This is a genomic window from Sphingomonas alba, from assembly GCF_023516555.1.
GTDB lineage: Bacteria > Pseudomonadota > Alphaproteobacteria > Sphingomonadales > Sphingomonadaceae > Sphingomicrobium > Sphingomicrobium album.
In genome coordinates, this window is record NZ_JAMGBD010000001.1 from 405,792 (window position 1) to 431,034 (window position 25,243).

The 25,243-nt window shown below is 63.7% G+C and carries 25 protein-coding genes; 12 read left to right on the top strand and 13 right to left on the bottom strand.

Annotated features, from left to right (window positions below; translation table 11 throughout):
• Window positions 1-13 precede the first annotated feature (13 nt).
• Window positions 14-652 (top strand): peptide-methionine (S)-S-oxide reductase MsrA, encoded by a 639-nt coding sequence (msrA, locus tag LZ536_RS02060; protein WP_249846640.1) that lies wholly within the window; start codon window positions 14-16, stop codon window positions 650-652.
• On the opposite strand, the gene LZ536_RS02065 is transcribed toward msrA, so the two are convergent.
• Complete coding sequence (locus LZ536_RS02065; RefSeq protein WP_249846641.1) at window positions 649-1,701, bottom strand: SDR family oxidoreductase; 1,053 nt, start codon at window positions 1,699-1,701, stop codon at window positions 649-651. The genes msrA and LZ536_RS02065 overlap by 4 nt on opposite strands.
• Window positions 1,702-1,774: 73 nt before the next feature.
• On the opposite strand from LZ536_RS02065, the gene LZ536_RS02070 reads away from it, so the two are divergent.
• Window positions 1,775-2,740 (top strand): NAD(P)H-dependent flavin oxidoreductase, encoded by a 966-nt coding sequence (locus LZ536_RS02070; RefSeq protein ID WP_249846642.1) that lies wholly within the window; start codon window positions 1,775-1,777, stop codon window positions 2,738-2,740.
• Here LZ536_RS02070 and LZ536_RS02075 read toward each other — a convergent pair.
• The 4 genes from LZ536_RS02075 to LZ536_RS02090 all read right to left on the bottom strand — a co-directional run bounded on the left by LZ536_RS02075 (window position 2,737) and on the right by LZ536_RS02090 (window position 5,122).
• A complete protein-coding gene (locus LZ536_RS02075) occupies window positions 2,737-3,168 on the bottom strand; it encodes an acyl-CoA thioesterase (protein ID WP_249846643.1) in 432 nt (143 codons plus the stop codon). The two genes, LZ536_RS02070 and LZ536_RS02075, sit on opposite strands and share 4 nt — an antisense overlap.
• Window positions 3,165-4,310, bottom strand: a complete 1,146-nt coding sequence (locus LZ536_RS02080; RefSeq protein ID WP_249846644.1) for an iron-containing alcohol dehydrogenase — start codon at window positions 4,308-4,310, stop codon at window positions 3,165-3,167. Before LZ536_RS02080 ends, LZ536_RS02075 begins: the two co-directional genes overlap by 4 nt.
• 21 nt (window positions 4,311-4,331) lie before the next feature.
• Window positions 4,332-4,820 (bottom strand): DUF1465 family protein, encoded by a 489-nt coding sequence (locus LZ536_RS02085; protein WP_249846645.1) that lies wholly within the window; start codon window positions 4,818-4,820, stop codon window positions 4,332-4,334.
• Between the two features lie 104 nt (window positions 4,821-4,924).
• Window positions 4,925-5,122 carry a DUF465 domain-containing protein gene (locus LZ536_RS02090; protein ID WP_249848532.1) on the bottom strand — a complete coding sequence of 66 codons (198 nt, stop codon included), beginning with the start codon at window positions 5,120-5,122 and terminating at the stop codon, window positions 4,925-4,927.
• A gap of 159 nt (window positions 5,123-5,281) precedes the next feature.
• Here LZ536_RS02090 and LZ536_RS02095 point away from each other — a divergent pair, with 159 nt between their 5' ends.
• The 3 genes from LZ536_RS02095 to LZ536_RS02105 all read left to right on the top strand — a co-directional run bounded on the left by LZ536_RS02095 (window position 5,282) and on the right by LZ536_RS02105 (window position 7,436).
• Window positions 5,282-5,437 carry a DUF465 domain-containing protein gene (locus tag LZ536_RS02095; RefSeq protein WP_249846646.1) on the top strand — a complete coding sequence of 52 codons (156 nt, stop codon included), beginning with the start codon at window positions 5,282-5,284 and terminating at the stop codon, window positions 5,435-5,437.
• 1,145 nt (window positions 5,438-6,582) lie between these two features.
• The gene (locus LZ536_RS02100) at window positions 6,583-6,792 is read left to right on the top strand and encodes a cold-shock protein (protein WP_249846647.1); all 210 of its coding nucleotides are present in this window, start codon (window positions 6,583-6,585) and stop codon (window positions 6,790-6,792) included.
• 206 nt (window positions 6,793-6,998) lie between these two features.
• On the top strand, window positions 6,999-7,436 hold the full coding sequence (locus LZ536_RS02105) for a hypothetical protein (RefSeq protein ID WP_249846648.1): 438 nt from the start codon (window positions 6,999-7,001) through the stop codon (window positions 7,434-7,436).
• A 106-nt stretch (window positions 7,437-7,542) separates the two neighbouring features.
• On the opposite strand, the gene dksA is transcribed toward LZ536_RS02105, so the two are convergent.
• On the bottom strand, window positions 7,543-7,908 hold the full coding sequence (gene dksA / locus LZ536_RS02110; protein ID WP_249848533.1) for an RNA polymerase-binding protein DksA: 366 nt from the start codon (window positions 7,906-7,908) through the stop codon (window positions 7,543-7,545).
• Between the two features lie 357 nt (window positions 7,909-8,265).
• Here dksA and surE point away from each other — a divergent pair, with 357 nt between their 5' ends.
• Complete coding sequence (gene surE / locus LZ536_RS02115) at window positions 8,266-9,030, top strand: 5'/3'-nucleotidase SurE (protein WP_249846649.1); 765 nt, start codon at window positions 8,266-8,268, stop codon at window positions 9,028-9,030.
• The gene (locus LZ536_RS02120) at window positions 9,023-10,708 is read left to right on the top strand and encodes an ABC transporter ATP-binding protein (RefSeq protein WP_249846650.1); all 1,686 of its coding nucleotides are present in this window, start codon (window positions 9,023-9,025) and stop codon (window positions 10,706-10,708) included. The genes surE and LZ536_RS02120 overlap by 8 nt, the downstream gene beginning before the upstream one ends.
• Here the strand turns inward: LZ536_RS02120 and LZ536_RS02125 are convergent.
• The 3 genes from LZ536_RS02125 to asnB are packed head-to-tail and all read right to left on the bottom strand — an operon-like array spanning window position 10,705 to window position 14,415.
• Window positions 10,705-11,628 (bottom strand): polysaccharide deacetylase family protein, encoded by a 924-nt coding sequence (locus LZ536_RS02125; protein WP_249846651.1) that lies wholly within the window; start codon window positions 11,626-11,628, stop codon window positions 10,705-10,707. The two genes, LZ536_RS02120 and LZ536_RS02125, sit on opposite strands and share 4 nt — an antisense overlap.
• A 5-nt stretch (window positions 11,629-11,633) precedes the next feature.
• On the bottom strand, window positions 11,634-12,431 hold the full coding sequence (locus LZ536_RS02130; protein WP_249846652.1) for a class I SAM-dependent methyltransferase: 798 nt from the start codon (window positions 12,429-12,431) through the stop codon (window positions 11,634-11,636).
• Window positions 12,432-12,453: 22 nt separating this feature from the next.
• A complete protein-coding gene (gene asnB / locus LZ536_RS02135) occupies window positions 12,454-14,415 on the bottom strand; it encodes an asparagine synthase (glutamine-hydrolyzing) (protein WP_249846653.1) in 1,962 nt (653 codons plus the stop codon).
• Between the two features lie 75 nt (window positions 14,416-14,490).
• On the opposite strand from asnB, the gene LZ536_RS02140 reads away from it, so the two are divergent.
• From LZ536_RS02140 to LZ536_RS02155, 4 genes are read left to right on the top strand one after another with little or no spacing between them, the layout of a single operon-like run.
• Window positions 14,491-15,603, top strand: coding sequence for a DegT/DnrJ/EryC1/StrS family aminotransferase (locus tag LZ536_RS02140; RefSeq protein ID WP_249846654.1), 1,113 nt, complete (start codon window positions 14,491-14,493; stop codon window positions 15,601-15,603).
• A complete protein-coding gene (locus LZ536_RS02145) occupies window positions 15,600-17,060 on the top strand; it encodes a lipopolysaccharide biosynthesis protein (RefSeq protein WP_249846655.1) in 1,461 nt (486 codons plus the stop codon). Before LZ536_RS02140 ends, LZ536_RS02145 begins: the two co-directional genes overlap by 4 nt.
• A complete protein-coding gene (locus tag LZ536_RS02150) occupies window positions 17,044-18,000 on the top strand; it encodes a glycosyltransferase family 2 protein (RefSeq protein ID WP_249846656.1) in 957 nt (318 codons plus the stop codon). Before LZ536_RS02145 ends, LZ536_RS02150 begins: the two co-directional genes overlap by 17 nt.
• A 12-nt stretch (window positions 18,001-18,012) precedes the next feature.
• Window positions 18,013-19,956, top strand: a complete 1,944-nt coding sequence (locus LZ536_RS02155) for an acyltransferase family protein (protein WP_249846657.1) — start codon at window positions 18,013-18,015, stop codon at window positions 19,954-19,956.
• On the opposite strand, the gene LZ536_RS02160 is transcribed toward LZ536_RS02155, so the two are convergent.
• The 3 genes from LZ536_RS02160 to LZ536_RS02170 are packed head-to-tail and all read right to left on the bottom strand — an operon-like array spanning window position 19,929 to window position 22,993.
• Window positions 19,929-21,014, bottom strand: coding sequence for a glycosyltransferase (locus LZ536_RS02160; RefSeq protein ID WP_249846658.1), 1,086 nt, complete (start codon window positions 21,012-21,014; stop codon window positions 19,929-19,931). The genes LZ536_RS02155 and LZ536_RS02160 overlap by 28 nt on opposite strands.
• 40 nt (window positions 21,015-21,054) lie before the next feature.
• On the bottom strand, window positions 21,055-22,023 hold the full coding sequence (locus LZ536_RS02165; protein ID WP_249846659.1) for a GNAT family N-acetyltransferase: 969 nt from the start codon (window positions 22,021-22,023) through the stop codon (window positions 21,055-21,057).
• A gap of 1 nt (window position 22,024) precedes the next feature.
• Complete coding sequence (locus LZ536_RS02170; RefSeq protein ID WP_249846660.1) at window positions 22,025-22,993, bottom strand: polysaccharide deacetylase family protein; 969 nt, start codon at window positions 22,991-22,993, stop codon at window positions 22,025-22,027.
• A gap of 205 nt (window positions 22,994-23,198) precedes the next feature.
• On the opposite strand from LZ536_RS02170, the gene LZ536_RS02175 reads away from it, so the two are divergent.
• Window positions 23,199-24,182: a class I SAM-dependent methyltransferase gene (locus LZ536_RS02175; RefSeq protein ID WP_249846661.1), complete on the top strand. Its 984-nt coding sequence runs from the start codon at window positions 23,199-23,201 to the stop codon at window positions 24,180-24,182.
• Here LZ536_RS02175 and LZ536_RS02180 read toward each other — a convergent pair.
• Window positions 24,170-25,210, bottom strand: a complete 1,041-nt coding sequence (locus LZ536_RS02180; RefSeq protein ID WP_249846662.1) for an EpsG family protein — start codon at window positions 25,208-25,210, stop codon at window positions 24,170-24,172. The two genes, LZ536_RS02175 and LZ536_RS02180, sit on opposite strands and share 13 nt — an antisense overlap.
• Between the last annotated feature and the right edge of the window lie 33 nt (window positions 25,211-25,243).

The window sequence follows — 25,243 nt, forward strand, 5'->3', positions numbered from 1 at the left end:
AGGAGATCTCTATATGCGCCGATTGCTCAGCCTTGCGTTCATTGCCATTGCCGCCTGCTCGTCCGCGAGCGCCACGGAACGCGTTGTTCCTGCCGCCCGGCTCGACCCGCCTGCCGCGGGCCAGCAAACGGCCGTCCTCGCCGGCGGCTGCTTCTGGGGGCTGGAGGCGGTTTTCGAGCGCGTGAAGGGCGTCAGCAATGTCGTTTCGGGCTATGCCGGGGGCAGCCGTGAAGACGCCAATTATGAGCGCGTCAGCAGCGAAGTCACGAAGCACGCCGAGGCCGTCCGCATCACCTACGATCCCAAGGTCGTCAGCTACGGCACGCTGCTGCGGGTCTATTTCTCGGTGGCGCACGACCCGACGCAGCTGAACCGCCAGGGGCCGGACGTCGGCACCAGCTATCGTTCAGCAATCTTCCCGCAGACCAAGGCGCAGGCGGACGTGGCGCGGGCCTATATCTCCCAGCTGACGTCGGCTCACGCCTTCGCCAGGCCGATCGTGACGAAACTGGAGAACGGCCCCTTCTTCGCCGCGGAGGCCTATCACCAGGACTTCATGCGCCGGAACCCGAACTATCCGTACATCGTCGCCCATGACGTTCCGAAGGTGCGTGCCCTGGCGCAGCTGATGCCGCAGCTGGTGAAGGGCTAGCGGAAGCGCTCGATATACCAGGGCAAGGCTTCTTCGATGCCCTGGCCGATGCTGTACGTCGGCTCATAGCCCAGCAGCCGCTCCGCCTTGCCGATATCGGCGAGCGAATGGCGCATGTCGCCGGGACGGAAGTCGGCGTGCGCCGGTTCGCGCGAATAATGGACCTGGTGCCGGCCCAGCCCCTCGCGGAGCAAGCCGAATAGCTGGTTGAGGCTGGTGCGTTCGCCGAATGCGACATTGTAGACCTCGCCTTGCGCCTCATCCGTCGCAAAGGCGGCACGGATATTGGCCTGCACCGCATTGGCGACGAAGCAGAAGTCGCGGCTGGTTTCGCCATCGCCGTTGATGACGACCTCCTCGTCGCGCAGCATCGCACTGACCCATTTGGGGATAACGGCGGCATAGGCGCTGTCCGGGTCCTGGCGCGGCCCGAAGACGTTGAAGTAGCGAAGGCCCGTCGCCTTGATGCCGAACGCCTTCGTGTAGGCGGCCGCGTAAACCTCGTTGATGCGCTTGGTCGCGGCATAAGGCGAGAGTGGATTGCCGATCCGATCCTCGACTTTCGGCAGGTCGGGCTCATCGCCATAGGTCGAGCTGGAAGCGGCATAGACGAACCGCCGCACCCCCGCCTGCCGCGCGGCGTCGAGCAGGTTGATGAAGCCGGTGACATTGACGTCGTGACTAGTCAGAGGGTCGGCCATTGAACGCGGCACCGAGCCCAGCGCTGCTTGGTGAAGAACGATATCGACGTCTTCGACCGCCGCCCGGCAGGCATCGCGGTCGCGGATGTCGGCGGTGATCATCCTCAGCTGCCCGTATCCGGCGCCGTCCGCGGCCTCATCGAGGTTTCGCTGGTGGCCGGTGGAGAAATTGTCGAAGCCGACGACGTCCTGGTTGGCGCTCAACAGGCATTGGACAATGTTGGAGCCGATAAAACCGGCGGCGCCGGTGACCAGCCAGCGCCGGGGCTCCGATCTTAGCTGATCGAACAGGTCGGCGCGCAGGAACTCCATGGCTGTTGCAGTGGTCAGCGCCCTCGCCTCTGTCAATCGCCCGCTTGCGTTCGATGAACCAGCAAGGCTAGCCCGGCGAAACGATCCATCGCCTGCGGGAGGGTTCCAAGTGCTCCAACCGAAGCCGCTGCCTGAAGTCCTCTCGCGCTTGCGCCTGCCTGTGGTCGGCGCACCCTTGTTCATCGTCTCCAACCCGAAACTGGTCATCGCCCAGTGCAAGGCGGGCATTGTCGGCAGCTTCCCAGCCCTGAACCCCCGGCCACAGAGCCAGCTCGACGAGTGGATTCACGAGATTACCGAAGCGCTTGCCGGGCATGACCGCGACCATCCCGACCGGCCATCGGCGCCGTTCGCGGTCAACCAGATCGTGCATCGCTCCAACGACCGCTTCGAAGCCGACATGCAGACTTGCGCCAAATGGAAAGTGCCGATCGTCATCACGTCCCTGGGAGCGCGCGAGGATTTGAACCATGCGGTTCATGACTGGGGCGGCATCACGCTCCACGACATTATCGACGACCGCTACGCCCGCAAGGCGATCGAAAAGGGCGCGGACGGAATCATCGCTGTCGCCGCCGGCGCGGGCGGTCACGCCGGGCGCTGGTCGCCTTTTGCCCTCGTCCAGGAAATCCGCCGCTGGTTCGACGGTCCTCTTTTGCTGTCCGGCGCGATCGCCAACGGGCGCGCCGTGCTGGCCGCCCAGGCCATGGGCGCGGACCTCGCCTATATCGGCTCGCCCTTCATCGCGACGCCCGAGGCGCGGGCCAGCGAGGAATATAAGCAAGGCATCGTCGATGCCTCGGCGGCCGATATCGTCAATTCGGCGCTCTTCACCGGCATCCACGGCAATTACCTGCGCGCATCGATTGTCGCTGCGGGTATGGATCCTGACAATCTGCCGCCGCCCGGCCCCAATGCGATGAACTTCGAATCTGCTAGCGGCGCCAAGGCGTGGCGCGACATCTGGGGATCGGGTCAGGGCATCGGCGCCGTTGATGCAGTGGTGCCGGCCGCGAGCCTCGTCGACCGCCTGGCGCGCGAATATGACGAGGCCAAGGCCGCGCTCTGCGGCTAGAGCAGGATTTCCAGCTTCGCCCGCCACTCCTGGGGCAACGGCTTGGGACGGCGGCTGGCCCGGTCGACGTAAACGTGGGTGAACTCACCTTCCGCCGCGGCAGCATCCGACCCTTCGGCGAATATGCCGAGGCGATAGGTAATGCTGCTCGACCCCAGGCGCTCGACGGCAATCCCGACATCGGCGCTTTCCGGGAAGCTTAAAGGCGCGAAGTAGCGGCAGCCGGTCTCGACGACGAGGCCGATCGGGTCGCCGTGCGCGATGTCGAGCAGCCCTGCCTCGACCAGCCACGCATTCACGGCCGTGTCGAACCAGGCGTAGTGGACGACATTGTTGACGTGCCCGTAGGCGTCATTGTCCGCCCAGCGTGTCGGGATTGTCCGCCACGCGCGATAGGCCGAGCGCGGGCGCGGCTCAGGCCTGCTCACCAGGCGGCCTCGTACAAACGCTGGGCGTCCGCTTCCTCGATCGCGCAGGGATTGTTCACCAGCAGGCGGGTCTGCTTCATCGCCTCCCGCGCCAGGGTCGGGATTTCGGCCTCCGGAATGCCATGGTCGCGGAGGCGCAGGCTGACGCCGGTGTCCGCCGCAAGTGTGCAGACATTGTCGATGAAACCCTTGGCCTGGGCCTGGCTGCCAACCTGTTCCAGCGCGGGATCGAGGATGGGGGCCAGCTCGGCGTAGAGTTCCCGCGCGGCTTCGGCATTATGCTCGAGCACCGGGCGGAGCATCAGCGCATTGCTGAGGCCATGCGGCAAATGGAACAGGCCGCCGAGCGGATAGGCCAAAGCATGCACGCCGCCGACCGGTGCGTTGGAAAAGGCGATACCGGCAAGGTGCGCCCCAAGCAGCATGGCCGATCGCGCATCGCGATTGGCGGGCTCGCGGCATGCTGTCAGCAGGTTTTCGGACAATAACCTCAGCGCCTCGCGCGCCAGGGCATCGGACAGCGGGTTCTTGAGGCGTGCCGAGGTGTAGGCCTCCACCGCATGGACGATGGCGTCGATGCCGGTCGCTGCCGTGACATGCGCCGGAAGTCCGACCGTCAAATCCGGATCGAGCAGCGCCCAGTCCGCCGTCAGAGGCCGCGCATTAACCGCGAGCTTTACGCCATTCTCGCAGGTGATGACCGATATGGGCGTCGCTTCGGATCCCGTGCCCGCGGTCGTCGGCACCAGCAGCAAAGGCAGCTTCCGGCCCTTGGCGATATCGACGCCCCAGATACTGTCGAGATCGTCGCCGGACCCGAGCAGGTAGGCGGCCAGCTTGGCGACATCCATCGGGCTACCGCCGCCAAAGCCAACCACCGAGGCCGCGCCGGCGGATCGGCCCGCATCGACGGCCGCAAGCAAGGTTTCCTTGGACGGGTCGGCCTCGACGCGGTCGAAGACCGAGGTCGGCCTTCCGCTCGCATTCAGCCCATCGATGAAACCATCAGCGAGCCCAAGCCCGCGCACACCGGCATCGGTCACGAGTAGGCACGGACCTTCCGGCAACAACTCGTGCAGCCGCTCGTGCAGGGAGTGACCGGCGATCAGGCGTGGGCCCGGGTGGAAGGTGAATGGCCGCATGATGCGACCATTAGGCGGTGATCAGGTGCGATTCCAGATGAGGTCGCGTTCCAGGCGTCCCATGAGCGCACGCGCGGGACTTGCGACCGGCTCATCCGCGAGCTGGCCTTCGTCGAGTCGCCGGATGCGCGCGTAAAGGTCGGCACTGGAATTGATCAGCCGCTGAGCGGACGGCGGCAATTGTTCGACGACTGCCGGGTCGCTTTCCGTCGCCTTGCCGAGCCGGCGCTCGGGGCGCCCGCCGTCGGCGCCGGTGATCTCGCCCGCCTCGACTGCGCGCTGGGTCAGCAGCCAGGCGACGATGTGCATGATCCGGGTCGTGACCTTCAGCGACTCGCAGGCGAAGCCGACCCGAACGAAAGGTTCGAGCGTCAGCCGTTCCTCGCGGCCCTCGTCGTCGAAATAGGCGCGCGCCTCATCGGCGAGGATCATCGCCTCGGTATAGAGCGACTCGATCAGCCGCGGCGTGATGCGGCTCTGCAGGTCGGGCGTGTCGTTCGAATCGGTCATAAAAGCCAAACTGCCAAATTCCCGGCGGTGTTGAAACGCACCAAAGTGGAAATCGCAAAGGCGGATCGACCGGCGTCCTCAATCGGGACGAACGCCAACGCTCCCTAGGCGATGATGTCTGGAATGATCCGGTCGCTCAGGACCTGGATTTCGTCCTTCAGCAGCAGCTTGCGCTTCTTCAGGCGCGCCAGCTCCAACTGGTCGGCGGCGCCAAGCTCGATCAGCCCGTTGATTTCATCGTCGAGACGGCGATGCTCGGCCTTCAAAAGCTCGACGACTTGCCGCGGATCATCGTCGTTCATCGCCATGACTTGTACCCGATTCCTCGCACCCCGTCACCGTGCCCGGCTCGACGGCACGCGCCATTCCAAAGGCAGGTCGAAACAAATGGACGCGACAAAGTTACGGATTCGTGATTTATTCACGGGCTGTCAGTCCAACCGATGAAAGGAATGACTCCGATGGATCAGAGCCAGGTCGCAGCCCTCGAGTCCAAGCATGCACAACTCGAGGCGCTGATCGACGAAGAGGAACATCGCCCACACCCAGACGATATCCGGCTTCACGAGCTCAAGAAGGAAAAGCTCAAGGTCAAGGATGAGATGGTCGGCCACTAAGGGCCGGCCTTTTTTATTGAGCCGCCGAGCGCACAGGTGAGCGATTGCGAAGCAATCGGGAGCCAGCGCGAAGAGACGGCGAAATTCGGACGGCCTGCGCGAATGGAATGAGCGACAGGACCGACGGCGCGGATTTACTCCGCGCCGGCCTGCCGAATCTTCCCAATGTTCACAGTGACGGAGCTGCATCGAAGCGGCTTTCCCCGGCTCAAAGTTCACTAAGGTCACCCTCACAGCGCGGGCGAGCACGGGCGCACGCATGCGTGCACGCAAAGGGACGATCATAACAATGCGAATGAGCCATTGGCCCGGTGGCACGGGCTGTGGGCTGTAGGACAGCAGATTCTCATGGCAGCTTTGGGAGGAAAGCGGACGCTAGCGCGCGCTTAAGACCCCGTCAGCCGCCAATGCATTTGTCAGCTCGTCGAAATTTACAACAACCATTCGCAAGGAGCGGCCATTGCGGACGAAGAGATGAGCCGCGACACGGACACGCACCGTTCGCTCCGACGTCTCTATCTCATCCTCGTCGATTTCCAGCGCGGAGCTGCCGGCGGGGAGCTCCCCATTGTCCTTATTGAGGGTAAACGAACGTTGAAACATTATTGTGGACAGAGTCGTGCGCACGAGTCACTCTTTCGATACCTGCAGCCACCTCAAGCTGATCGGGTAAGCCGCCTGGCTGCCGCAATGGCGTCACGAGCGTTGGAGTAGCGATAGCCGCCCCAATCGAATGCCATCAACGGGACAGGAGTGATGCCGTATCTGTGGAGTTCGACTTGTAGGTCGTCGCCACCGGGCAATTGCGGACCGCAGACATGGCCGCCTTCATTCTCCCAGCGGGCTATCGCGATTGGTGATCTTTTCGGTTCTGAGCTCATGTTGCACTCTCCTGGCCAAGCGGGAGCGCTTCAGCTCTCAGTCGCAAGCGGCTTGGAAACAAGAAGAGAGCTTGTGATGAGAAAATCATACCACGTTTAATTCCAAATAACCTCTAGTACTTTTTCGGTGCTACACTATATGTAAATTGCTACCAGTCGTAATCGACGGTTCTAGGCGCTAAGCCGCTCCTTTCTCCATCTTTGACGCCTCTTAGCCGCGAGACGGTCAATTTTGACTCCTCGGGTAAAGAAGGACCTTTCACCATGAAACTATTTGGAATCGTCAAGTCTTTCGACAAGACTCAGGGCTTCGGCTCGATCCAGCCTGAAGCCGGCGGCGATGCTCTGCGCTTCGAGAACAGCGCCATCAAGTGGGATCGCACCGATTCCCCGAAGGCCGAGCAGCGCCTGTCCTATGAGCTTGGCAGCAACAGCGAAGGCAAGCCCTGCGCCGTAAACCTTCATCAGATCTAATACGCGAGGGGTGAGCGGGGGCGGCAACGTCCCCGCTCGATCGCCCGCGCGCATTCAAAGGAAAATCTCATCTCAATGGCCGGTTCAATGGCAGACAAAGCCGGGGGCCAGCGTATCCTGGCCCTGTTCCTCACCATCACCACCATCGGAGGGGCGCTCTTTTTCGCTTTTTCGTGACCTCTCATGAGCAACCAAGGGGTTTAGCGATGAGCGACACTCAAAAAACCGCAGAGTTGCCGGCCCCGAAGCAACTTGGCCGCCGCGATCCCAATTCGTCCGCTTTCTGCACTGCAAAAGCGCTAGCTCTCCTCCAGACTGCGGTTCGCATGCCGAGCGGTATCGAGCGCACAGCGTTTGAGCGAGGCGCTGCTGGATGGAGTATGCGGGCGGAACAACTTCATCGGAACGAGACCAGGTTCGCACAGGACCAACTCGCGCCGCCCGGTGAGTCTCGGACGCAACTGAAGTCGAGGGTGATTGCCGTGGACCGATATAAATTGGCACTCTTTTTAATTTCGATCGGCGCGATCCCGCTTTTCTATATCAGCACCTGGCTTGGCTTGGCGGCGCTGATTGCAATTTATTCTCTCGCCGCGAGATTCGCAAACAAAGACCTTGACCGCCAATCTCTGGAAAAGCGCTAACTCGGAAACACCGCGGTCGATAATCTATGCTAGTGTCCGCATTGGGTCGAAAGCGGACATTAGCTGGCGCAGGTAAGTAAGGCGGGCCCCGGGGTGACGCACAACGTTAGTCGTCCCTTGAAACCCGCTCGATCCGCTCGTGCTTTTCCTGGGCTTCGAGCGTCATGGTCGCGATTGGCCGTGCTTCCAGCCGGGCCAGCGAAATCGGGTCGCCGGTGACTTCGCAATAGCCATATTCGCCTTCGTAAAGACGACGGATCGCGGAATCGATCTTGGCGATCAGCTTGCGCTGCCGGTCGCGGGTGCGAAGCTCGATCGACCAGTCGGTCTCGCTCGACGCGCGGTCGGCAATGTCGGGCTCGCGCAGCGAGTCGACCTGCAACTGGGCCATGGTTGCCCGCGATTCCTCGACAATCGCGTCCTTCCAGGCCTTCAGCTTGTTCAAGAAATAAGCGCGCTGGAGCGGGCTCATGAATTCTTCAGCGTCGGTCGGCAGGTAGCCGTCCGGCAAAATGATCTGGTCGAACGCGTTCGACCCGGTACCGTAGATGTCCTTAAGAGCGGTCGCCATTCATCCCTCCCCGCAACGCATCGCCAATCGCTTCCGCGACCGATGCCACCGATCGCGGCCGGATGGCGATTCCACTAGGCTTTACCGTGACTTGGCAGGCAAAGCCGGTGATCCCCAAGCGGGCCTATAGTTAAGCCTCCGGGGCTTAACAAGGACTGACCAGGGGCCGGTGAAATATTCTCGTGGATAGTTGCCGAATAAGCGCATCTGGGGCGTTACGATTGCTCCGGGCCGCCCTTTTCCCCATAGCCATCGGCCATGCGCATCCTGCTCACCAATGACGATGGAATCGACGCTCGCGGGCTGGCGCTGCTGGAAAAGGTGGCACGCACCCTGTCCGACGACATCTGGGTCGTCGCGCCGAGCGAAGAGCAGTCGGGCACCGGCCATTCGCTGACGCTGACCCAGCCGATCCGGCTTCGCCGGCATGGCGAGCAGCGCTTCTCGGTCAGCGGCACGCCGACCGATGCGGTCATGATCGCGCTTGCGCACATCATGAAGGATTCGCCGCCCGACCTCATCCTTTCGGGCATCAATCGCGGCGCCAATCTCGCCGAGGATGTTACCTATTCCGGCACGGTCTCGGCAGCGATGGAAGGCGCGCTGGCCGGGGTGCCGTCGATTGCCTTGAGCCAAGCCTACGCCCGCCAGGGACTCGGCGCCGGCGTTCCGTTCGCGGCAGCCGAAGCCTGGGCGGAGCGAGTCCTGAAGCCGCTGACCGAGCAAAGGATGGCGCCCAACACTTTGGTCAACGTCAATTTCCCGGCGATCGAGCCCGATGCGATCAAGGGCGTGCGCGTTTGCCGCCAGGGCCTCCGCGATTACGGACGCCTGAGGATCATCGAGCGCACCGATCCGCGCGGCTTCCCCTATTTCTGGTTCGGCCTGGCGCCCACGATCGAGACTCCGGGGCACAAGACCGACCTTGAAGCCATTGCCGACGGCTATGTGACCGTGACGCCGCTGCACCTCGACCTGACGTTCGAGCCGGCGATGAGCGACCTTGAGGGCCTGTTTGACTGATCCGGCCGGAGATCGGCTTGGCTTCCTTGGCGCGCTCCGTGCGCTCCTCGCCGCCGTCGATCCTCACCGGAAGGGCCAGCTGTCCTGGCTGACACTACTGGCAATCCTGAGCGGCGGCGCCGATTTGGCTGTCGTCGGATCGGCAATGAATTTCCTGCTGGCGTTGGCCGGCGACGCCCGCGCCTGGGTGCACCCGGTTGGCCAGGCGGCCTTGCTGTTCGCGGCCGCCGCGTTCTTCGCCAACCTGGTCCGCCTCACCTATCTGCGACGCAGCGAGACCTTCATCGCCGGGATCACGCATGAACTGACGGTCGAGGTGCAGCGCCGGGTCCTGGCCCAGCCCTTCGCCTACCACGCCCGCCACCACAGCAGCGAGACGATCGCGGCGCTGGAGAAGGCGGAGTCGCTGTCGTTCAACCTCATCCGCCAATGGCTTCAGGGCGCGGCGGCGCTGGCGAGCGGCCTTGGCGTGCTTGGCCTGCTAGCCAGCATCGCACCACTGGCGGCGTTCGCGGCCTTCACCGGGCTCGGCCTGCTTTACATCGGGATCGGCCGAAGCGCTTCGCGGCGGCTGGCGGGCAATTCGGCGGCGATGGCAGGCGCCTATGACGAACGCATCCGCAAGGTGCAGGAAGGCCTGGGTGCGATCCGCGACCTCAAGATCGACCATACGGAGCGCGCGCAGCTTGAGGATTTCCGCAAGGCGGATGCGCGCTACGCCGCCGCCCGCGCCAGCACCGCTTTCATTGCGGCAGCGCCCCGGTTCATGGTCGAAATTGGTGCGGTCTTCCTCGTCGCCGCGCTGGCCGCGATCATGTCGGCGCGCGGCTCGGCCAGTGCGCTCGCTTTCGTCGGCGGGCTTGGCCTCGGCGGGATGCGCGTGCTGCCGTTGCTGCAGAGCGCGTATCACAGCTGGGCCTATCTGAAGTCCAATCGTGGCATGGCGGACGATGTCATGGATTTGCTGGGCCTGCCGGTGCCAGCCGAGGAGGTGGGCGTGGCCTCGCCCCTCCCCTTCGATCAGTCACTGGTTCTGGAAGCGATCGCCTTTTCATACCCCGAGCGGTCGACCCCGGCCGTCGAAGGCATATCGTTAGAAATACCGCGCGGCATCCGACTGGCGCTGACCGGCGAGACCGGCTCCGGCAAGAGCACGCTGGCCGACCTCGTCATGGGGCTATTGTGGCCCGACGCCGGACGGATTCTCGTCGACGGCGCCGCCCTCGCCCCGGGCAACATCCGCGCCTGGCAGAGAAACGTCGCCCATGTCGCGCAGAGTATTTTCCTTGCTGACGCCAGCATCGCCTGGAACATTGCTTTCAGTGCTGTCGAAGCGCCGATCGACATGGACCGGGTCCGCAAGGCGGCGGCATCAGCGGGTATCGCTGGGTTCATCGACACGCTGCCCGAGGGCTTCGACACCGAGGTCGGCGAGCGCGGCGTTCGCCTGTCGGGCGGCCAGCGCCAGCGCATCGGCATTGCCCGCGCTTTGTACAAGGACGCGCCGTTGCTGGTCCTCGACGAGGCCACCAACGCGCTGGACGAGGCGATGGAGGAACAGGTGCTATCCAACCTATTCGCGGACAAGGAACGGACGATCATCGTCATCGCCCATCGCCTGTCCGCGCTGAAGCATTGCGATAAAGTGGTGACCTTATCGGGCGGCAGGCTCGCCTAGGCAGCCCGCTGGAGCCCAGCTTCCCGGCGGCAGTAATCGCGCTGGGTCAGCACCTCGATCCGGCCGGCATCGCGCAGCCGAGCGACCTCTGCCAGCGCCTGCTCGAGCACCTCGGCGGTGCCTGGCCCGGTGATCAAATTGTGCGGATGCAACCAGAGATGGACGACGCCACCCTCGCGGGCGCAGGTCTGCAGATGGTTGCGCCAACGGGCGACGGTTCGGGCTGGCGGCACCAGACGCCGCGCGCCGAAGCGCCAGTTGAAGAAATGCCCCGACGGAATGGCGACCAGGCCCGTCGTGCCGCCAATCGGCTGTTGCGGTTCGGTGCTGGTGGAAAACTCGCCGAGCAGCGCGGCGACACGGCCGCCTTTTCGGTTCAGCCTTTCGCGATAACCGAGATAGCCCGCGGCGCTGACCGCCTGCAGATTGCCGACCTCATTGCGGGGAAACACCAGGCTTTCGAGGACGACGCCCTTCAGCTTCGCCACCTTCGCCGCCTCGGCGAGCTCGGCGGCGACCGCGGTATCCGGAATGCCCGCGAGCGGCCGATGACAAAACCCGTGCGAGGCGATTTCGTGGCCGCCAGTCTTACGCACCAACTCGATCGTTTCCGGCACATGCCAGCCATCGTCCCGGCCAGCGTCAAGATCGCGCCAATAGTGGGCGAGCCATTCGTCGTCCGGGTCGCGAAGCTCCAGCACCGGAAAGCCCTTCCGCTCCTCCTCGCCCAGCGTGAAGGCCATGACGAAGGCGAACGTGGCGCTCAGGTCATGCCGCGCCAGCATTCCCAGCAGCTGCCGATAAGCGCCCGTAATCTTCGCTGTGGTCAATGTGTCGTGATGATAGGGCTTGAGCCTGTCCGCCATTCCCCATTTGCCCTCGCAATCGAGCGACATGATGAAGGTCGGCGGGCTGCCCATGGCGGTCAGCGTTTCGCCACCTTGCCGACGGCGATCAAATGGCCGGCGAAGGGCTGCGCCAGGCTGGCGCGATTGATGGCATCGTCGGCGCGTTCGACCTTGCTCGCCAGCCAACCGCCGAAGCGCTCGTTCAGCTTGTAGGCGATGCGCAGCGGCGCCAGCAGCTTGCCCTCGGTCCGTGCCTCATCGAACCCGGCCTGCTTGAGGTCCCGCTTGGCCGAGGCGGGCGTGTGGAACAGGCAGTAGGGATTGACGGCATCGAACTGCTTGCCCCGCACAAGCGATCGCGCCCGCTGCAGCACATAGAAACCGTCGAGCGCCCAACGGTTGACCAAGGTCACGAGTAACTGCCCACCCGGCTTCAGCACCCGCCGTGCTTCCTTCAGCGCCTTGTCCGTGTCGGCGCGGTCGAGGTAGCGCAGCACTTCGACCATGATCACGGCATCGAACTGGCCGTCCTTGAACGGCAGTTCCGTCGCCACGCCCTGCTTGATCTCTGCGTCCGGCACATTGCGGCGAGCAACCTCCAGCATCGCGGGGGCTGGTTCGACGCCGTAGGCCTTGAGGCCGGCCTTCAGCGCGCGCTGCAGATGCTCGCCGGTGCCGCAGCCGACATCGAGCACCTTACCGTCTTTGGGAAGCGAGCCGAACAACTCGCCGACCAAAGCGTCGATCTTGGATCGTCCGTAGGTGAAGGCATTGGAAAAGCGGCTGCGGTCGAGCGCGTGATACCATTCCTCAAACTTGCCGGCGTCGCGGTCATGGGAGTCGATGGCGGCCTGGCGGATTTCCTCGGTACGCACTGGGCTATGATCCTCGCTTGGCTCAGGCGGCCAGTTGGACGGGTTTCGATTGGCTGTCGAGCCACGCCTGGAACATCAGCACCGCCCAGATGGCATTGGTGGAGTTGCGGCGGCCGGTGAGATGATCGTCCCAGCGGCGACGGACGGCTTCGGCATTGAAGAAGCCCTCACCAGCAAGGCGCTGCGGACTCAGCAATTCCTCGGCCCATGGCCGCAGGGGCCCCTTGATCCAGTCGCCGACCGGGACCGCAAAACCCGCCTTGGGGCGCTCGAAATGGTGCCTGGGCACATGGCGGTAAAGCAATTGGCGAAGGATATGTTTCCCCTCGCCTCCGCGGATCTTCAGGCCGAGCGGGATTCGGGCGGCGATTTCAGCCACCCGATGATCGAGGAAAGGCACGCGCGTTTCCAGGCTGACGGCCATGGACGCGCGGTCGACCTTGCAGAGGATATCGTCGGGCAAATAGCTGACCGCATCGCAATACATGATGCGCAGCGGATCGGGCGCACCGCCCCCGAGGTCGAGGTCGAGCGCGCCCTGCCCGCCTTCCCAGCCCGAGACCGGCGAGGCTTCCCCGCTCCATTCATCGAGGAACGCTGCATAGACGTCGTCGAAACTGGCCGCGCTTCCCGCCAGCCGTAGCGCCTTGTTCGCCTTGCCGCCGAGATGGCGGTGGCGCGCGGGAAGCAGCCCGGCTGCGCCTTGCCAGAGGCTTTGGGGAAGCAGGCCGAGCGATGCGCCAGCGGCGGCACGCAGCGGTTTCGGCACCATCTTCAACCGCTGCCACAGGCGAGGCGCCTGGAAATGGCGGTTGTAGCCAGCGAAAAGCTCGTCGCCGCCATCGCCGGTCAGGGCGACGGTCACCTCCTCGCGAGCGAAGCGACTCACAAGGTAGGTCGGGATTTGCGAGCTGTCGGCGAAGGGCTCGTCGTAAATGGCGGGCAGCAAGGGGATGACATCGCGCGCTTCGCGTACGGTGACCAGATGCTCGCTATGCTCGGTGCCGAGATGCCGGGCAACTTCGCTGGCGTAGTCGGCCTCATTGAACGCGGCATCCTCGAACGCGATCGTGAAGGTGCGGATCTTGCGCTTCGAATGCCGCTGGTAAAGCGCGCAGACGGTCGAACTGTCGATGCCGCCGGAAAGAAAGGCGCCGACCGGCACGTCGGCCATCGACTGGCCGGCGATCGCCTGGTCAAGCGCCGCGTCGAGCACCTCCAGCGCTTCGTCTTCATCGGAGATCGGATTCGCCATGCCTCCGCGAACAACGTCGCGATAGGACCAATAAGGCTCGGACTTGAGCGGCTCCGTCGAGGGCTGAAGCGCGGCTTCCAGCGGCACCGACAGGATCGACGCCGGCTCCAGCTTGAAGATCCGGCGGTAGATCGACTTCGGCGCCGGCACGTAGGTTCGTGCCGCATAGGTGCCGAGGGCTTCGCGGTCGATCTCACCGTTGAAATCGGGGTGCAGGCGCAGCGCCTTCAGTTCCGACCCGAAAAGGAAATCGTTGCCGGCCCAGCCGTAATAGAGCGGCTTTTCGCCGAACCGGTCGCGGACCAGGCTCAGCACTCGTTCCTTCCGGTCCCACAATGCGAAGGCGAACATGCCGACCGACTGTTCGACCGCCGCCTTCAATCCCCAGCAAGCAATGGCCTGGAGCAGTGTCTCGGTGTCGCTGTGGCCCCGCCAGCCGCCTTCGGGCGCCTGGCCCTTCGCCTCCAGCGTCTTCCGCAGAGCGGCGTGGTTGTAGATTTCACCATTGTAATCGAGGACGAAGCGGCCGTCGGCGGACAGCATCGGCTGGTGGCCTTGCGGTGACAAATCGACGATCGATAGCCGGCGGTGGGCAAGGCCGACATTGGCCTCCGCGTCGACCCATAGGCCTTCATCGTCAGGACCGCGATGGGCGATGGCGCCGGCCATGCGCTGCAAAAGCCCGGAATCGATCCGGCGGCGACTGACAATGCCCGCGATGCCGCACATGGTCCCGCCCTAGCAGCCAGTTATTGCCGCCGCCACCTTGCGGCGGGCATTTCGGGCTGGTCTAAGCGGGCGGCGATGAGCAACGGCCCCATCTATGTCACGCGTCCCTCGCTGCCGCCGCTGGCCGAGTTGCTGCCGTTGCTCGAAGAGATGTGGGACAGCCGTGTCCTCACCAATAACGGCCCGTTCCACCAGAAGTTCGAAGCGGCGCTGACGGCCTTCCTCGAGGCCGAACACGTGTCGCTGGTGTCGAACGGCATGCTGGCGCTGGAAGCCGCAATCGACGCCGCGCAGCTGACGGGCGAGGTCGTCACGACGCCTTATTCGTTCGTCGCCACCACCCATGCGGTGCGGCGCGCCAACCTGCAGCCGGTGTTCGTCGATATCCGTCCGCATGACCTCAATATCGATCCCGACGCTGTCGAGGCGGCCATCACGGAAAAGACGAGCGCAATTGTCGCGGTCCACTGTTACGGCAATCCCTGCAACGTCGACGCGCTTCGGGCCATTGCGGAGCGCCACGGGCTCAAGCTGATCTATGACGCAGCACACGCCTTCGGAGTCCGACGCAACGGACAAAGCCTGCTCGCCCACGGCGATTTCTCGATCCTGAGCTTCCACGCCACCAAGGTGTTCAACACCTTCGAAGGCGGCGTTGTCATTGCCGCCAGCCAAGCCGGCAAGGCCGCGGTCGACAGCCTGCGTAACTTCGGCATCGCCAGCGAGACCAGCATCCCGAATACCGGCGGCAACGCCAAGATGAGCGAGTTCAATGCCGCGCTCGGCCTGCTCCAGCTCGATCGGTTCGCAGAGGCGCGCGAGGCTCGCCGGCAGGTCGACACGCGGTACCGAGAAGCGCTTACGAGCATCGAAGGTATCGAACCGCTGGCTCTTCCCGACGGCGTCGAGCCCAACTTCTCCTATTTCCCAGTGCTGGTCGGCGAGGATTATCCGATCTCGCGCGACGCGCTTTACGAGGCGCTGAAGGCGGAGAACATTTTCGCCCGGCGCTATTTCTATCCGCTGCTGTCCAGCCTTCCGATGTACCGAGACCTCGCCTCGGCCGATCCGGCGAACCTGCCGGTGGCGACCGAGGCCGCCAAGCAAATCCTCTGCCTGCCAATCTACGAAGGCCTCTCGGAAGCCGATCAGGATCGCGTCATCCGGGCCGTCCAGCGGCCATCATGACCCGGCGCGGCGTGCTCGGCGCTTCCGCGTGGAGCGGCATCGACGTCGTCGGACGGCAAGCAACCGCCTTCGTCTTCTCCATCGCCCTCGCTCGAATCCTCGGGCCCGCCGACTTCGGCACAGCCGCCCTGGCGATCATGTGTTCCGCGATCATTGTCGCGCTCGTGCAAACCGGGCTCGTCACCTGGCTCGTCAGCCGCGCCGAGACCGGCCATGACGAGGAGAATGCGGCCTTCTGGCTCTGCCTGCTCGTCAGCAGCGCCCTCGCCGCCTCACTGGCCGCGCTGGCCCCGGCCCTCGCCGCCTTTTTCGCAGTGCCGATCCTCGAGCCGCTGATCTGGGCGGCCGCGGCGCAAATCGTCTTCGCAGCTTTGGGCGCGGTCCAGACCGGCCTTCTCACCCGCGCGCTTGCCATGCGGAAGCTGACGGTCGCCGGCATCGTCTCCGGCCTGGTTTCCGGCGGCCTCAGCGTCGCCATGGCGCTCAGCGGACGCGGCGCGATCAGCATCGTCACCGGTCTCGCCGTCAACGCACTGGTCAACACGGTCATACTTTGGCTGCTCTGCCACTGGAGGCCCGGATTGCCGCGCGCGCTCGGCGCCATCCGCCCCCACTGGCATTTCCTGCGCAATCTAGGTGCATCGAACCTTCTTGAAGGTATTTACGGCAATATTTCCAATGCCTTGCTCGGCAAATTTCAGGGAGCGCACGAGCTCGGTCTCTACAACCGCGCCTTTGGGACGCAGCAGCTGCCGGGCAATATCATCGCCATGGCGGCGACGCGGGTCATGCTTCCCGTATTCGTCGACAGCCGCGAGCATCCCGAACGCCTGCGCAAAGACGTCGCCGCCGCCGTGCAGGTGTTGATGATGATCTCTTTGCCGGCGATGGCGGTACTGGCGGCTACCTCCGACCTCGTCATCGAGACGTTGTTCGGCGCCAAATGGCTTCCCGCGGCGCCTCTCCTGTCGATCCTCGCCATCGGCGGCGCGCTCCTGCCGCTGCACATCGTGAACTTGCAGTTCATGCTCGCCCAGGACCGGTCGGACGAATATCTCCGTGTCGAGACGATCAAGAAGGTGCTGGGCATCGGCTTGCTTTCGGTCGGCAGCCTTGGCGGCATTTATGGCGTCGCCATGGCCCAGGCGGCCTATTCGGTCCTCGCATTGCCGATCAACACCGGGCTGGCGAAGAAGACGATGGGCTATGGCGCGCTGAAGCAGCTCATCGACCTCGCCCCTGCCGCCGCGGCCGCCGCGCTCATGGGCCTCTCCGCGCTTTTCTTGAAACGCGAGCTCCAGCTCCAGGCCCCCGCCGAGCTCACCGTCATCCTCGCCGCCTGCGCGGCCCTCTTCCTCACCCTGGTCGCCGCCAGCGGCCCATGGCTGGAGGGTCGCGGCCACATCAACCTGCTCAGCATCGTCAGGGAGGCCCGCAGCCGTGCGCCCCACGCATGACCACGAGCAGTCGGATGCAGCGCTTCTCCCGGAGCAACCGCGCGTCAGCGTCCTCGTCATCACCTACAACCAGCAGGACTATGTCACCGAGGCGCTGAGCAGCGCTGCTTCCCAGCTTGCCGCATTCCCGTTCGAAATGGTGATCGGCGAGGATTGCTCGGCCGATGCAACGCGCTCGGTCTGCGCCGCATTCCAGCGGGCCCACCCCGACAAGGCCCGTCTCCTCTGGTCCGATCGCAATTTCGGCTTCCAGCACAATTTCGTCCGCACTCTCAGCGCCTGCCGCGGCGAATATGTCGCCCTACTCGAAGGCGACGACGCCTGGACCGACCCCGCCAAGCTCGAGCGGCAGGTCGCCGCGCTGGACGCCCATCCATCAATCAACGTCTGCATTACCCAGTCCCGCAAGCTGCTTCCCGACGGCACTCAGGCTTCGGCGCCGGAATGGGATCGCGGTGCTTCGCCCCGCCTCATCCCAACCGCCGAGCTCACCGCCAAAGACGGCATGATGGCGCCGACCGCCTCGATCCTCGCCCGCCGCGAGGCCCTGCTCGGATTGCCGGAATGGGTGGCAGAGGCACCGGTATTCGACAGCTTCCTCCTCCTCGGCCTCGCCGGGCGAAAGGGCGCCTGGTACCTGCCGGAGGAAACCAGTCTCTATCGCGTCTCCTCCGCCGGCTCCTGGTCGGAAAGTTTCGAGAACAAGCCGCGGGCGGACCGCGTCGCTTATTCACGCCGCATGCTCGCCGCCTACGACTCCGCCGTCCGCGATTTCGGCATCCCGGCTGCGTCGCTCCGCCGCCGCCTTAGCACCTTTCACTTGCTTCTCGCCCGCGACGCCTTCCGTCACGGCGCTTTGGGCCAAGCTCTTCGCCATTGCCTCAGACTCGATCCCCGTTACGTTGGCGAACGCGTGCGGCACCGGCTGGGCCGCGTTTAGGGGAGCGCGGCGTTGCAACAGCCATCGTACCGGCCCGATATCGACGGCCTGCGTGCCTTCGCCGTCCTTGCCGTCATCTTCTACCATTTCGGGCTAAGCGGATTTTCCGGCGGTTATGTCGGCGTCGACGTCTTCTTCGTCATCTCCGGCTTCCTGATCACCCAGATCCTGGTCCGCGAGCATGAGCTCGGCCGCTATTCGATCGTCAAATTCTACGAGCGCCGCGTCCGCCGGATCATCCCGGCACTGCTGGTCCTGCTCGCCCTAACTCTGGCCGCCGGCTGGATCTTCCTCGCGCCGGCCGAATATTCCGACCTCGGCAAGTCGACGCTCTCCGCCCTCGGCTTCGTCTCCAACATCAAGTTCTGGCGCGGCTCGGGCTATTTCGATCAGGCCGCAGTCCGGCCGATCCTCCATACCTGGTCGCTCGCCGTCGAAGAGCAATTTTACATCTTCTACCCGCTCCTCCTTGCCCTGCTCTACCGGCTCGGCAAACGCTGGATCGGGCCGGTGATCCTGACAGGTCTGGCGGTGTCGCTCCTGCTCTCGGCGGCCGGAGTCTTCCTCAGCCCGTCAGCGACCTTCTTCCTCATCCCGACCCGGGCGTGGGAGCTGATGGTCGGCGCCGTGCTGGCACTTGGGCTGGTGCCGGGCATCGCCCGCCGCGGCGCTGCCGAAATCCTCGCCATCGTCGGCACAATCATGCTCGCGGCCTCGGTGCTGCTCTACGACCAGCGGACCTTCTTCCCCGGCCTCGCGGCACTGCTGCCTTGCCTGGGCACAGCATTGCTCATCCATTCCGGCAGCGGCCAGGAAACGCGGGTCAAGGCGCTGCTTTCCTGGCGGCCAATCGTCGTCGTCGGCCTCATGTCCTATTCGCTCTACCTCTATCACTTCCCGATCCACATTTACGCAGTGCGGCTGCTGTCGAGGGAGCTGACGCCGACCGATGCGGCGATCGGGATCGCCCTGACCTTTGTCCTGGCCTTCCTGTCATGGCGCTATGTCGAGCGCCCATTCCGCCAGCGCGACCGCTTCACCCGACGCCAGATCTTCGCCTTCGGAGCACTGGGCTCGCTTGCCGTGGCGATACCGGCGGCGGCAGTGGTTGCCACGACTGGGGCGATACAGCGCTTTTCAGAGGCGGACCGCCAAATGGTCTCCGCCGCTTCCGATTTCTCACCGGACGGGCTGAGCTGCATCAATATGGATGTTCGGACCGCCATGCGCGCTTCGCAATGCCACGTTGGGGACGGCACGAATGCTGAGCGCGGCACGGGTGACGACCTGCTGGTTGTCGGCGACTCCCACGCGGCGGCAATTCTTCCAGCCGCTCGAAGCGCGGCCCAGAGCCTCCGCCTTTCGGGAACCATCCTCGCTTACAACAGCTGTGCGCCGTTGCTGGGTGCCGCCGCTCCGGCCTTATCGTGGAAGGACGCCAAGGGCTGTGCGGACCGCAACCGTGAATGGGTCCGGATCGTGCAGCATTCGAATATCGGAACGGTCGTCCTGGCGGGCTATTGGTCGTCGCACCTCCAATCCTGGGACAAATATGAAGGGGACGGCGGGCGACATATGGCCCGAGCTCTGAACCGCACGATGGACGCTCTGGCCGGCAAGCGGATCGTCATCCTTCTCGACGTCCCGCACGCGCGCCAGCCGATCTGGATTGACGCCATCTTTGCGCGCCGCTTCGGCCGGCCGAACCAGAAGCTGATATCCGGAGGCGACGACGAGGCCGCGCAAATCATTCGGAGAGTGGCCGCTGGAAGGGCCGAAGTGATCGACCTATCGGCTCCGTTCTGCACTGCAGGTCAGTGCGCCCTGTTCGATCGTCAAGGTCGCCCGATCCTGACCGACAGCAATCATGTGACTGCCAGCGTGTCGCGAGAAGTGCTGGCGCCTTTGCTTTACGCGGGGCTCGCTGCTCAGCCGCCGGTCACGAGCTCGAAATAGCGAGCTACGGAAGCGGAACCGGTCATCTCCAACGCGCGATTTCGCATCGTCTGAGGATCTGGAGTCCTGGCGAGCGCCCGGCGCATCGCTTCAGCTAAGGCCGCCTCATCATTGCAGGGTGCCAATTCGCCCAAACGACCACCATCCAACAATTCTGCGGGTCCACTAACACAGTCCGTGCTGGCGACATTGAGCCCCGCGTACATCGCTTCCGCGAGCGCTACGGGCGATCCCTCGTAATTGGAGGACAGGACAAACAGGTCGGCGGCCGCAAGGTAGGGCCAGGGGTCCACGACGAATCCTGGCATCACCACACGGTCGGCAATGCCAAGGTCCAGCGCCAGGGCCTCCAACCGTCCCCGCTCCGCTCCATCGCCCAGAATGACCAGCACCGCTTCGGGGTCGTCGAGCCGTGCGAAGGCCCGCAGCAGCAGCGCCTGGTTCTTCACCGGGTTCATGGACCCAATGTTGAGGATTTTCTTGGCTGCGCCGCGCCAAAGGGCTTCGGCTTCCTTTGTCTTGGCCAGCGTGCTTGGCGGGGAAATCGGGCTGTACACGACGTCGATATGGTCGCGCGGAATATGGGCCAGTCCGGCTAGGTCGTCCGCCGCCGCCGCCGAACAGGCAATGCGCACGTCGGCGAGCGGGTAAAACAGCCGGGTCGTCCAGCGAAAGTTACGCAGCTCCTTCCCGTGGCCGCTCTGCGCGAAATGCTGTGAATAATGGGTATGGTCGCTGACCGTCAGGCGCGCGCGCGATCGCGCGAGCCGATGAGCCAAGACAGCAATGATCGTGTTCGGCCACATGATGGCGTGAAGTGCGTCTGGCCGACGCTTCCGCAGGTATCGGATCAGCCGCGGCAACGAGGCAATGCGGCGCGGCGCCCGCAGCTCAATGACGCGGACCTTCGGTGATAACAAAGGCAAAAGTTCGCCGCCGCCGGTAATAAGAACAAGGTCGACGTCGTGACCCCGCGCAATCAAGTCGTTGGCGGATGTCAAAGCAACGCGTTCGGCGCCTCCCCCACCGAGATTCCAGACAAAAATCGCGACCAACATGCCTTGCGGTTTAGTGGCGCGCTCGACGGGCGCAACCGAGCTAGTAGCTATCGTGGTCGAACGGCGTGATTGACCATGAGGAAGGGCCGGTTGCGTCCGAATTGAACGTGATGAACGGAATCCGGTCGGAAGCTGGTCCCCGGCGGAACGGGTTGCGAACGAAGCCGTAACTTTTCAGGCGCCTCTCGAACGGCGTGTCCCGCTGGCAGATCGTCAGAATACCCTTGGACCGCGGCGACAGGCTCCTTCGACGCAAGGCGGACATAACGCTACGCCCCGCACCATCTCCTGCCTCCCAGAAATCAAACAGGAAGACGAAATCCCCTGACCGGTAGAAGATCGCGTAGGCATCCTCACCGTCCCGCAGGTAATTGTATTGCCTTCGGGGATTTGCCAGCCGCCATGCAACAAACGCGTGGCTGCGCTCTATGGAATTGGCCGCATTAAGGCCGCTGCGCTCGATCATGGCGAATAGCGGATCATCGGGCCTATCCAGCACGGCCAGCTCTGCTTTCCGCAATCCCAGGGAAGGAAAGGCAGTCAACGGATAGGGTTGGAACAGGTAGGGAATTTCAAACTCCACCTTCCATCCCATTTTCAAGAATCCAGGGGTCGAAGTCGGGCCGCCGAAGCCCAAAGCAAGAAAGCGGGAGTCAGCCTCCATGGCACGGTCGTAGGTCAGCCGTGCGAGCGACTGGAACAGGCCCCGTCGCCGATGGTGGGAATGAGTCATCGTATCGCAGGACTGATATATCCGGCGGACCATCCCATCGAAGCGATAGGATTCCGGGATCATTCCATAGAATGCCGCAATGGACCCGTCCTGCTCGCTTCTGGCGATGCAGCCGATCGCTTCACCGGCCGGGTTATCCAGATACTTCCACTGAAAGTAGCTCGGCGACACGGAATCCCCGAACGCGTCGAGCATCAAGGGTTGGAGTTCCGCAAAAATGTCGCGATTCAGCGGCTCGACCCGGTATCCTTCCTGCAAGGGAACCGGGTCCGCCACTCTAGTTCCTCACGAAACCCGTAGCGCGGTAACGCAGCTCTGCCGGGGTCTCGCCGTATATTCCGAAGCGCGGATGGGACTTAGCCGTCGGTTCGGAATAGTCCTCCCCGGTCAGAAGAATATGGTGATAACCGGCGTCGAACAAAATCTTGTCGATGCGAGAATCGCTACAGCCATTGGGAACGGCGTAAACATCGGTGCTGCAACCGAGTTTGTCGGAGAAATACTGCATGCACGACTCCGCATCGTGCCGGACGTACTCGTCATCCTCGCAAGTGAGTGTCGCATGTTCGAACGAATGCGCGCCGACTTCATGCTCGGCAACGATCGTGCGCGCTGTTCCAAGATCCATCATCGCCGTGGGCGTAAACCCGCTGGCCGTGAGAATCTGTGGTAGCAGGGCTTCCGCCAGTGCTTTCTGCTCACTCATCGGTCTGAAACGCACGAAATCAGAAAGCGCGCTCCCAAATCGCTGGCGGTCTGACCGGTCAGATGGGGCAAGTCCGGGAACGTCTAGGCGCCGCCACTCTCGGTCTGCGACGCGGCCAACGAAATCCTGGACCAGGACGCTCAATGGCGGATGACCCGACTCAATCGTCGCCGGGATAAGATTGATGTTACAGCGGACGCCATGCTTGCGCATGATCGGCACAGCGAATTCGGCGAAGTCTTGATAACCATCGTCGAACGAAATGATCAGCGGCGGCTTGGGGCCTTTCGAATGATATCGACGAAGATCGTCGAAGGTCAGGACATCAAAATGAGCCGAGCAGAACCGCATCGCCTCTTCGAACAAAGCTGGCGCGAGCGGCGGATAGGTGCTTCCATCCTCGGGAGCTACCCGATGAAAATTCAGGATCGTCAGGCGACCCTGTGATCGTAGCTTGTCTAACTTGCGGCGCACGGCAGGTGCACTGCTACCGGCCCGAAAAATAACGCGCTTCGCTATCGACTTTACGCTGCTCAGCATGAGGAAGTGGCTCTAGGACTCGTTCATCATGGAGTCGAGTTGCGTCGATTGAGATGGAAATATTGCGCTGTCCTACAAGCCGGGATTTGTGCCAGCGTCCGCGGATGAAGTTCCGCGTCGCCTCAAACCCAAAGGTAACAGGGGTAACGACCCCCCGTTTTCGTTGGATTTGGCGTTACCCTCCGCCATCCCCGGCGCATTGTGCATGACCGTTTCGGCTGCTTTCACCGACCCGAGGACTGGCGAGCCGCTGGGTGACGATGGCGACAGCCTCGTCGGCGGCGGGGCACGCTATCCGGTCGTCGCCGGCATCCCCCGCTTCTGCGAGATTGAGAATTACACCGCCAGCTTCGGCATGCAGTGGAACCTGTTCGAACGGACGCAGATCGACGGCGAAGGCGTCAGCCTGCCGATCAGCTCTTCGCGTCTCTTCGACGAGACCGCCTGGGAACCGGCGCAGCTTGCGGGCCTCGACATCCTCGAAGTCGGGTCCGGCGCCGGCCGCTTCAGCCGCGTCATCCTCAAAGAGACACAGGCCAACCTTTTCAGCATCGATTATTCATCGGCGGTCGAGGCCAATATGCGGAACAACGGCCGCTTCGGCGCCGGCCGTTTCCATCTTGCCCAGGCCAGCATTTACGAAATGCCCTTTCCCGATGGCCGCTTCGACAAGGTGCTTTGCCTTGGCGTGTTGCAGCACACGCCCGACTTCGAAGCCTCCGTCCATGCGCTCATCCGCAAGGCCAAGCCGGGTGCCGAGATCGTCGTCGATTTTTACCCGGTGCGCGGCTGGTGGACAAAGCTGCACGCCAAATATCTTTTGCGCCCCTTCACCCGCCGGATGCCGCGGGAGCGGCTGCTCCGCCTGATCGAGAGGAACATCGACCAGCTAATGTCGGCGTCACGGGCGCTTCGGCGTGCGGGCCTCGGTTCGTTAACGCGGTTCCTGCCCATCGTGGACATCCGCACTCTTCCGCTCGACATGACGCCGGCGGCGCGGCGCGAGACCGCAGTCTTGGACACCTTCGACATGTTCTCACCCGAGCACGATCACCCCCAGCGGATCGCGGATGTCGCGGCCATGTTCGAACGCGGCGGCGCCACGGTCACTTTCGCGGGGTTCGTCGAAATCGCGACCGGCCAGGCTGCGGTCGTCCGTGCCGTCCGCAAACCGGGTCAGAATGGATAAAAATGGTACGGCACCCAGAATCGGGCGTGGGTGGCGAAGTTCAGCCAGATGAACTGGACGGCGAAACTATAGGCGGCGACGAGCAGGACGCCGGTGCTGCGCTGGGTATAAACGAAGGGTATGCGGCTCAGGATCACAAGCTGCAGCGGCATCAGGTAGATTGAGAGGCGATCGACCGCGGTCGAAGAGGGCGTCAGGATCAAGGCGGCGAGCGCGCCGAACGAGGCGATCGAGAAATAGAACCAGAGCTTGTCTTCATGATCGGGGAATTCGAAGCGCTTGCGACGGAAGAGGAGCAGGCTGGCGGCCAGCACCTCCATGGCGATGCGGATGGCGGCGCCCTGCGAGCTGTACTTCGTCTTGATGTAATTATCGACGAAGGCGTCCATCGTGTCCTTGAGGAAGACGTCGTACAAAGCGACGCCCAGAGCCACGCCGCCAAGGATGTTGAGGAACCGGTTCCTCGGCCGCGAGAAGATGGCGAGCGGGAGGATGGCGACGGCCGTGCGGTGGAAGGTGGCGGCGAGGACGGCATAGACCGCGAACCGCGCCAGGGACCCGCCGCGGATCAGCGCCGACAGGCCGGCCATGATCAGCCCGAGCGCCGCCGCCTGGCGCGTATAATTGGAGACAACGATCACCATGTAGGGAACGGCGACCAGCACCGCGAGCCACGGATAGGGCTGCAACCTGGACAGGCGGAACAGGCCCCAGGTGAAGATGGCGGCGCAAATGAGGTTCACCAGCCAGATCTCGCCGCCGAGCTGGCCGACGGCCCAGTTCACCGCCTGGTAGCCGGGATCCCCGATGTCGAGTGCGCGGCTGAAGCTGACCTGGCTCGCGTACCGAAAGATGAACTCGTAGGTCTTCCAGTCGGCGCCGATCTTGTAGCGCAGGCCAACCATGATGAGGATCGCCAGCCCGCCTGCGATCCAGAAAGGCCGGCGGCGTTGGAAGTCGGGTTCGCGCCGGCTGTCGACGAAGGCGCCGAATGCGAAAAATCCGAACAGGGCCCAATAAACCAACATTCGCCCGGCTTGCCTCCCGTTACGCCCCCACCG

Coding starts and splice junctions, on each gene's coding strand:
- LZ536_RS02080 (WP_249846644.1), bottom strand. CDS start 4,310: ATGCGGCCATTCACCTTCCACCCGGGCCCACGCCTGATCGCCGGTCAC.
- LZ536_RS02085 (WP_249846645.1), bottom strand. CDS start 4,820: ATGACCGATTCGAACGACACGCCCGACCTGCAGAGCCGCATCACGCCG.
- msrA (WP_249846640.1), top strand. CDS start 14: ATGCGCCGATTGCTCAGCCTTGCGTTCATTGCCATTGCCGCCTGCTCG.
- LZ536_RS02160 (WP_249846658.1), bottom strand. CDS start 21,014: ATGTTGGTCGCGATTTTTGTCTGGAATCTCGGTGGGGGAGGCGCCGAA.
- LZ536_RS02140 (WP_249846654.1), top strand. CDS start 14,491: ATGAGCAACGGCCCCATCTATGTCACGCGTCCCTCGCTGCCGCCGCTG.
- LZ536_RS02180 (WP_249846662.1), bottom strand. CDS start 25,210: ATGTTGGTTTATTGGGCCCTGTTCGGATTTTTCGCATTCGGCGCCTTC.
- LZ536_RS02105 (WP_249846648.1), top strand. CDS start 6,999: ATGAGCGACACTCAAAAAACCGCAGAGTTGCCGGCCCCGAAGCAACTT.
- LZ536_RS02100 (WP_249846647.1), top strand. CDS start 6,583: ATGAAACTATTTGGAATCGTCAAGTCTTTCGACAAGACTCAGGGCTTC.
- LZ536_RS02145 (WP_249846655.1), top strand. CDS start 15,600: ATGACCCGGCGCGGCGTGCTCGGCGCTTCCGCGTGGAGCGGCATCGAC.
- LZ536_RS02095 (WP_249846646.1), top strand. CDS start 5,282: ATGGATCAGAGCCAGGTCGCAGCCCTCGAGTCCAAGCATGCACAACTC.
- LZ536_RS02170 (WP_249846660.1), bottom strand. CDS start 22,993: ATGCTGAGCAGCGTAAAGTCGATAGCGAAGCGCGTTATTTTTCGGGCC.
- dksA (WP_249848533.1), bottom strand. CDS start 7,908: ATGAGCCCGCTCCAGCGCGCTTATTTCTTGAACAAGCTGAAGGCCTGG.
- surE (WP_249846649.1), top strand. CDS start 8,266: ATGCGCATCCTGCTCACCAATGACGATGGAATCGACGCTCGCGGGCTG.
- LZ536_RS02175 (WP_249846661.1), top strand. CDS start 23,199: ATGACCGTTTCGGCTGCTTTCACCGACCCGAGGACTGGCGAGCCGCTG.
- LZ536_RS02090 (WP_249848532.1), bottom strand. CDS start 5,122: ATGAACGACGATGATCCGCGGCAAGTCGTCGAGCTTTTGAAGGCCGAG.
- LZ536_RS02125 (WP_249846651.1), bottom strand. CDS start 11,628: ATGGGCAGCCCGCCGACCTTCATCATGTCGCTCGATTGCGAGGGCAAA.
- asnB (WP_249846653.1), bottom strand. CDS start 14,415: ATGTGCGGCATCGCGGGCATTGTCAGTCGCCGCCGGATCGATTCCGGG.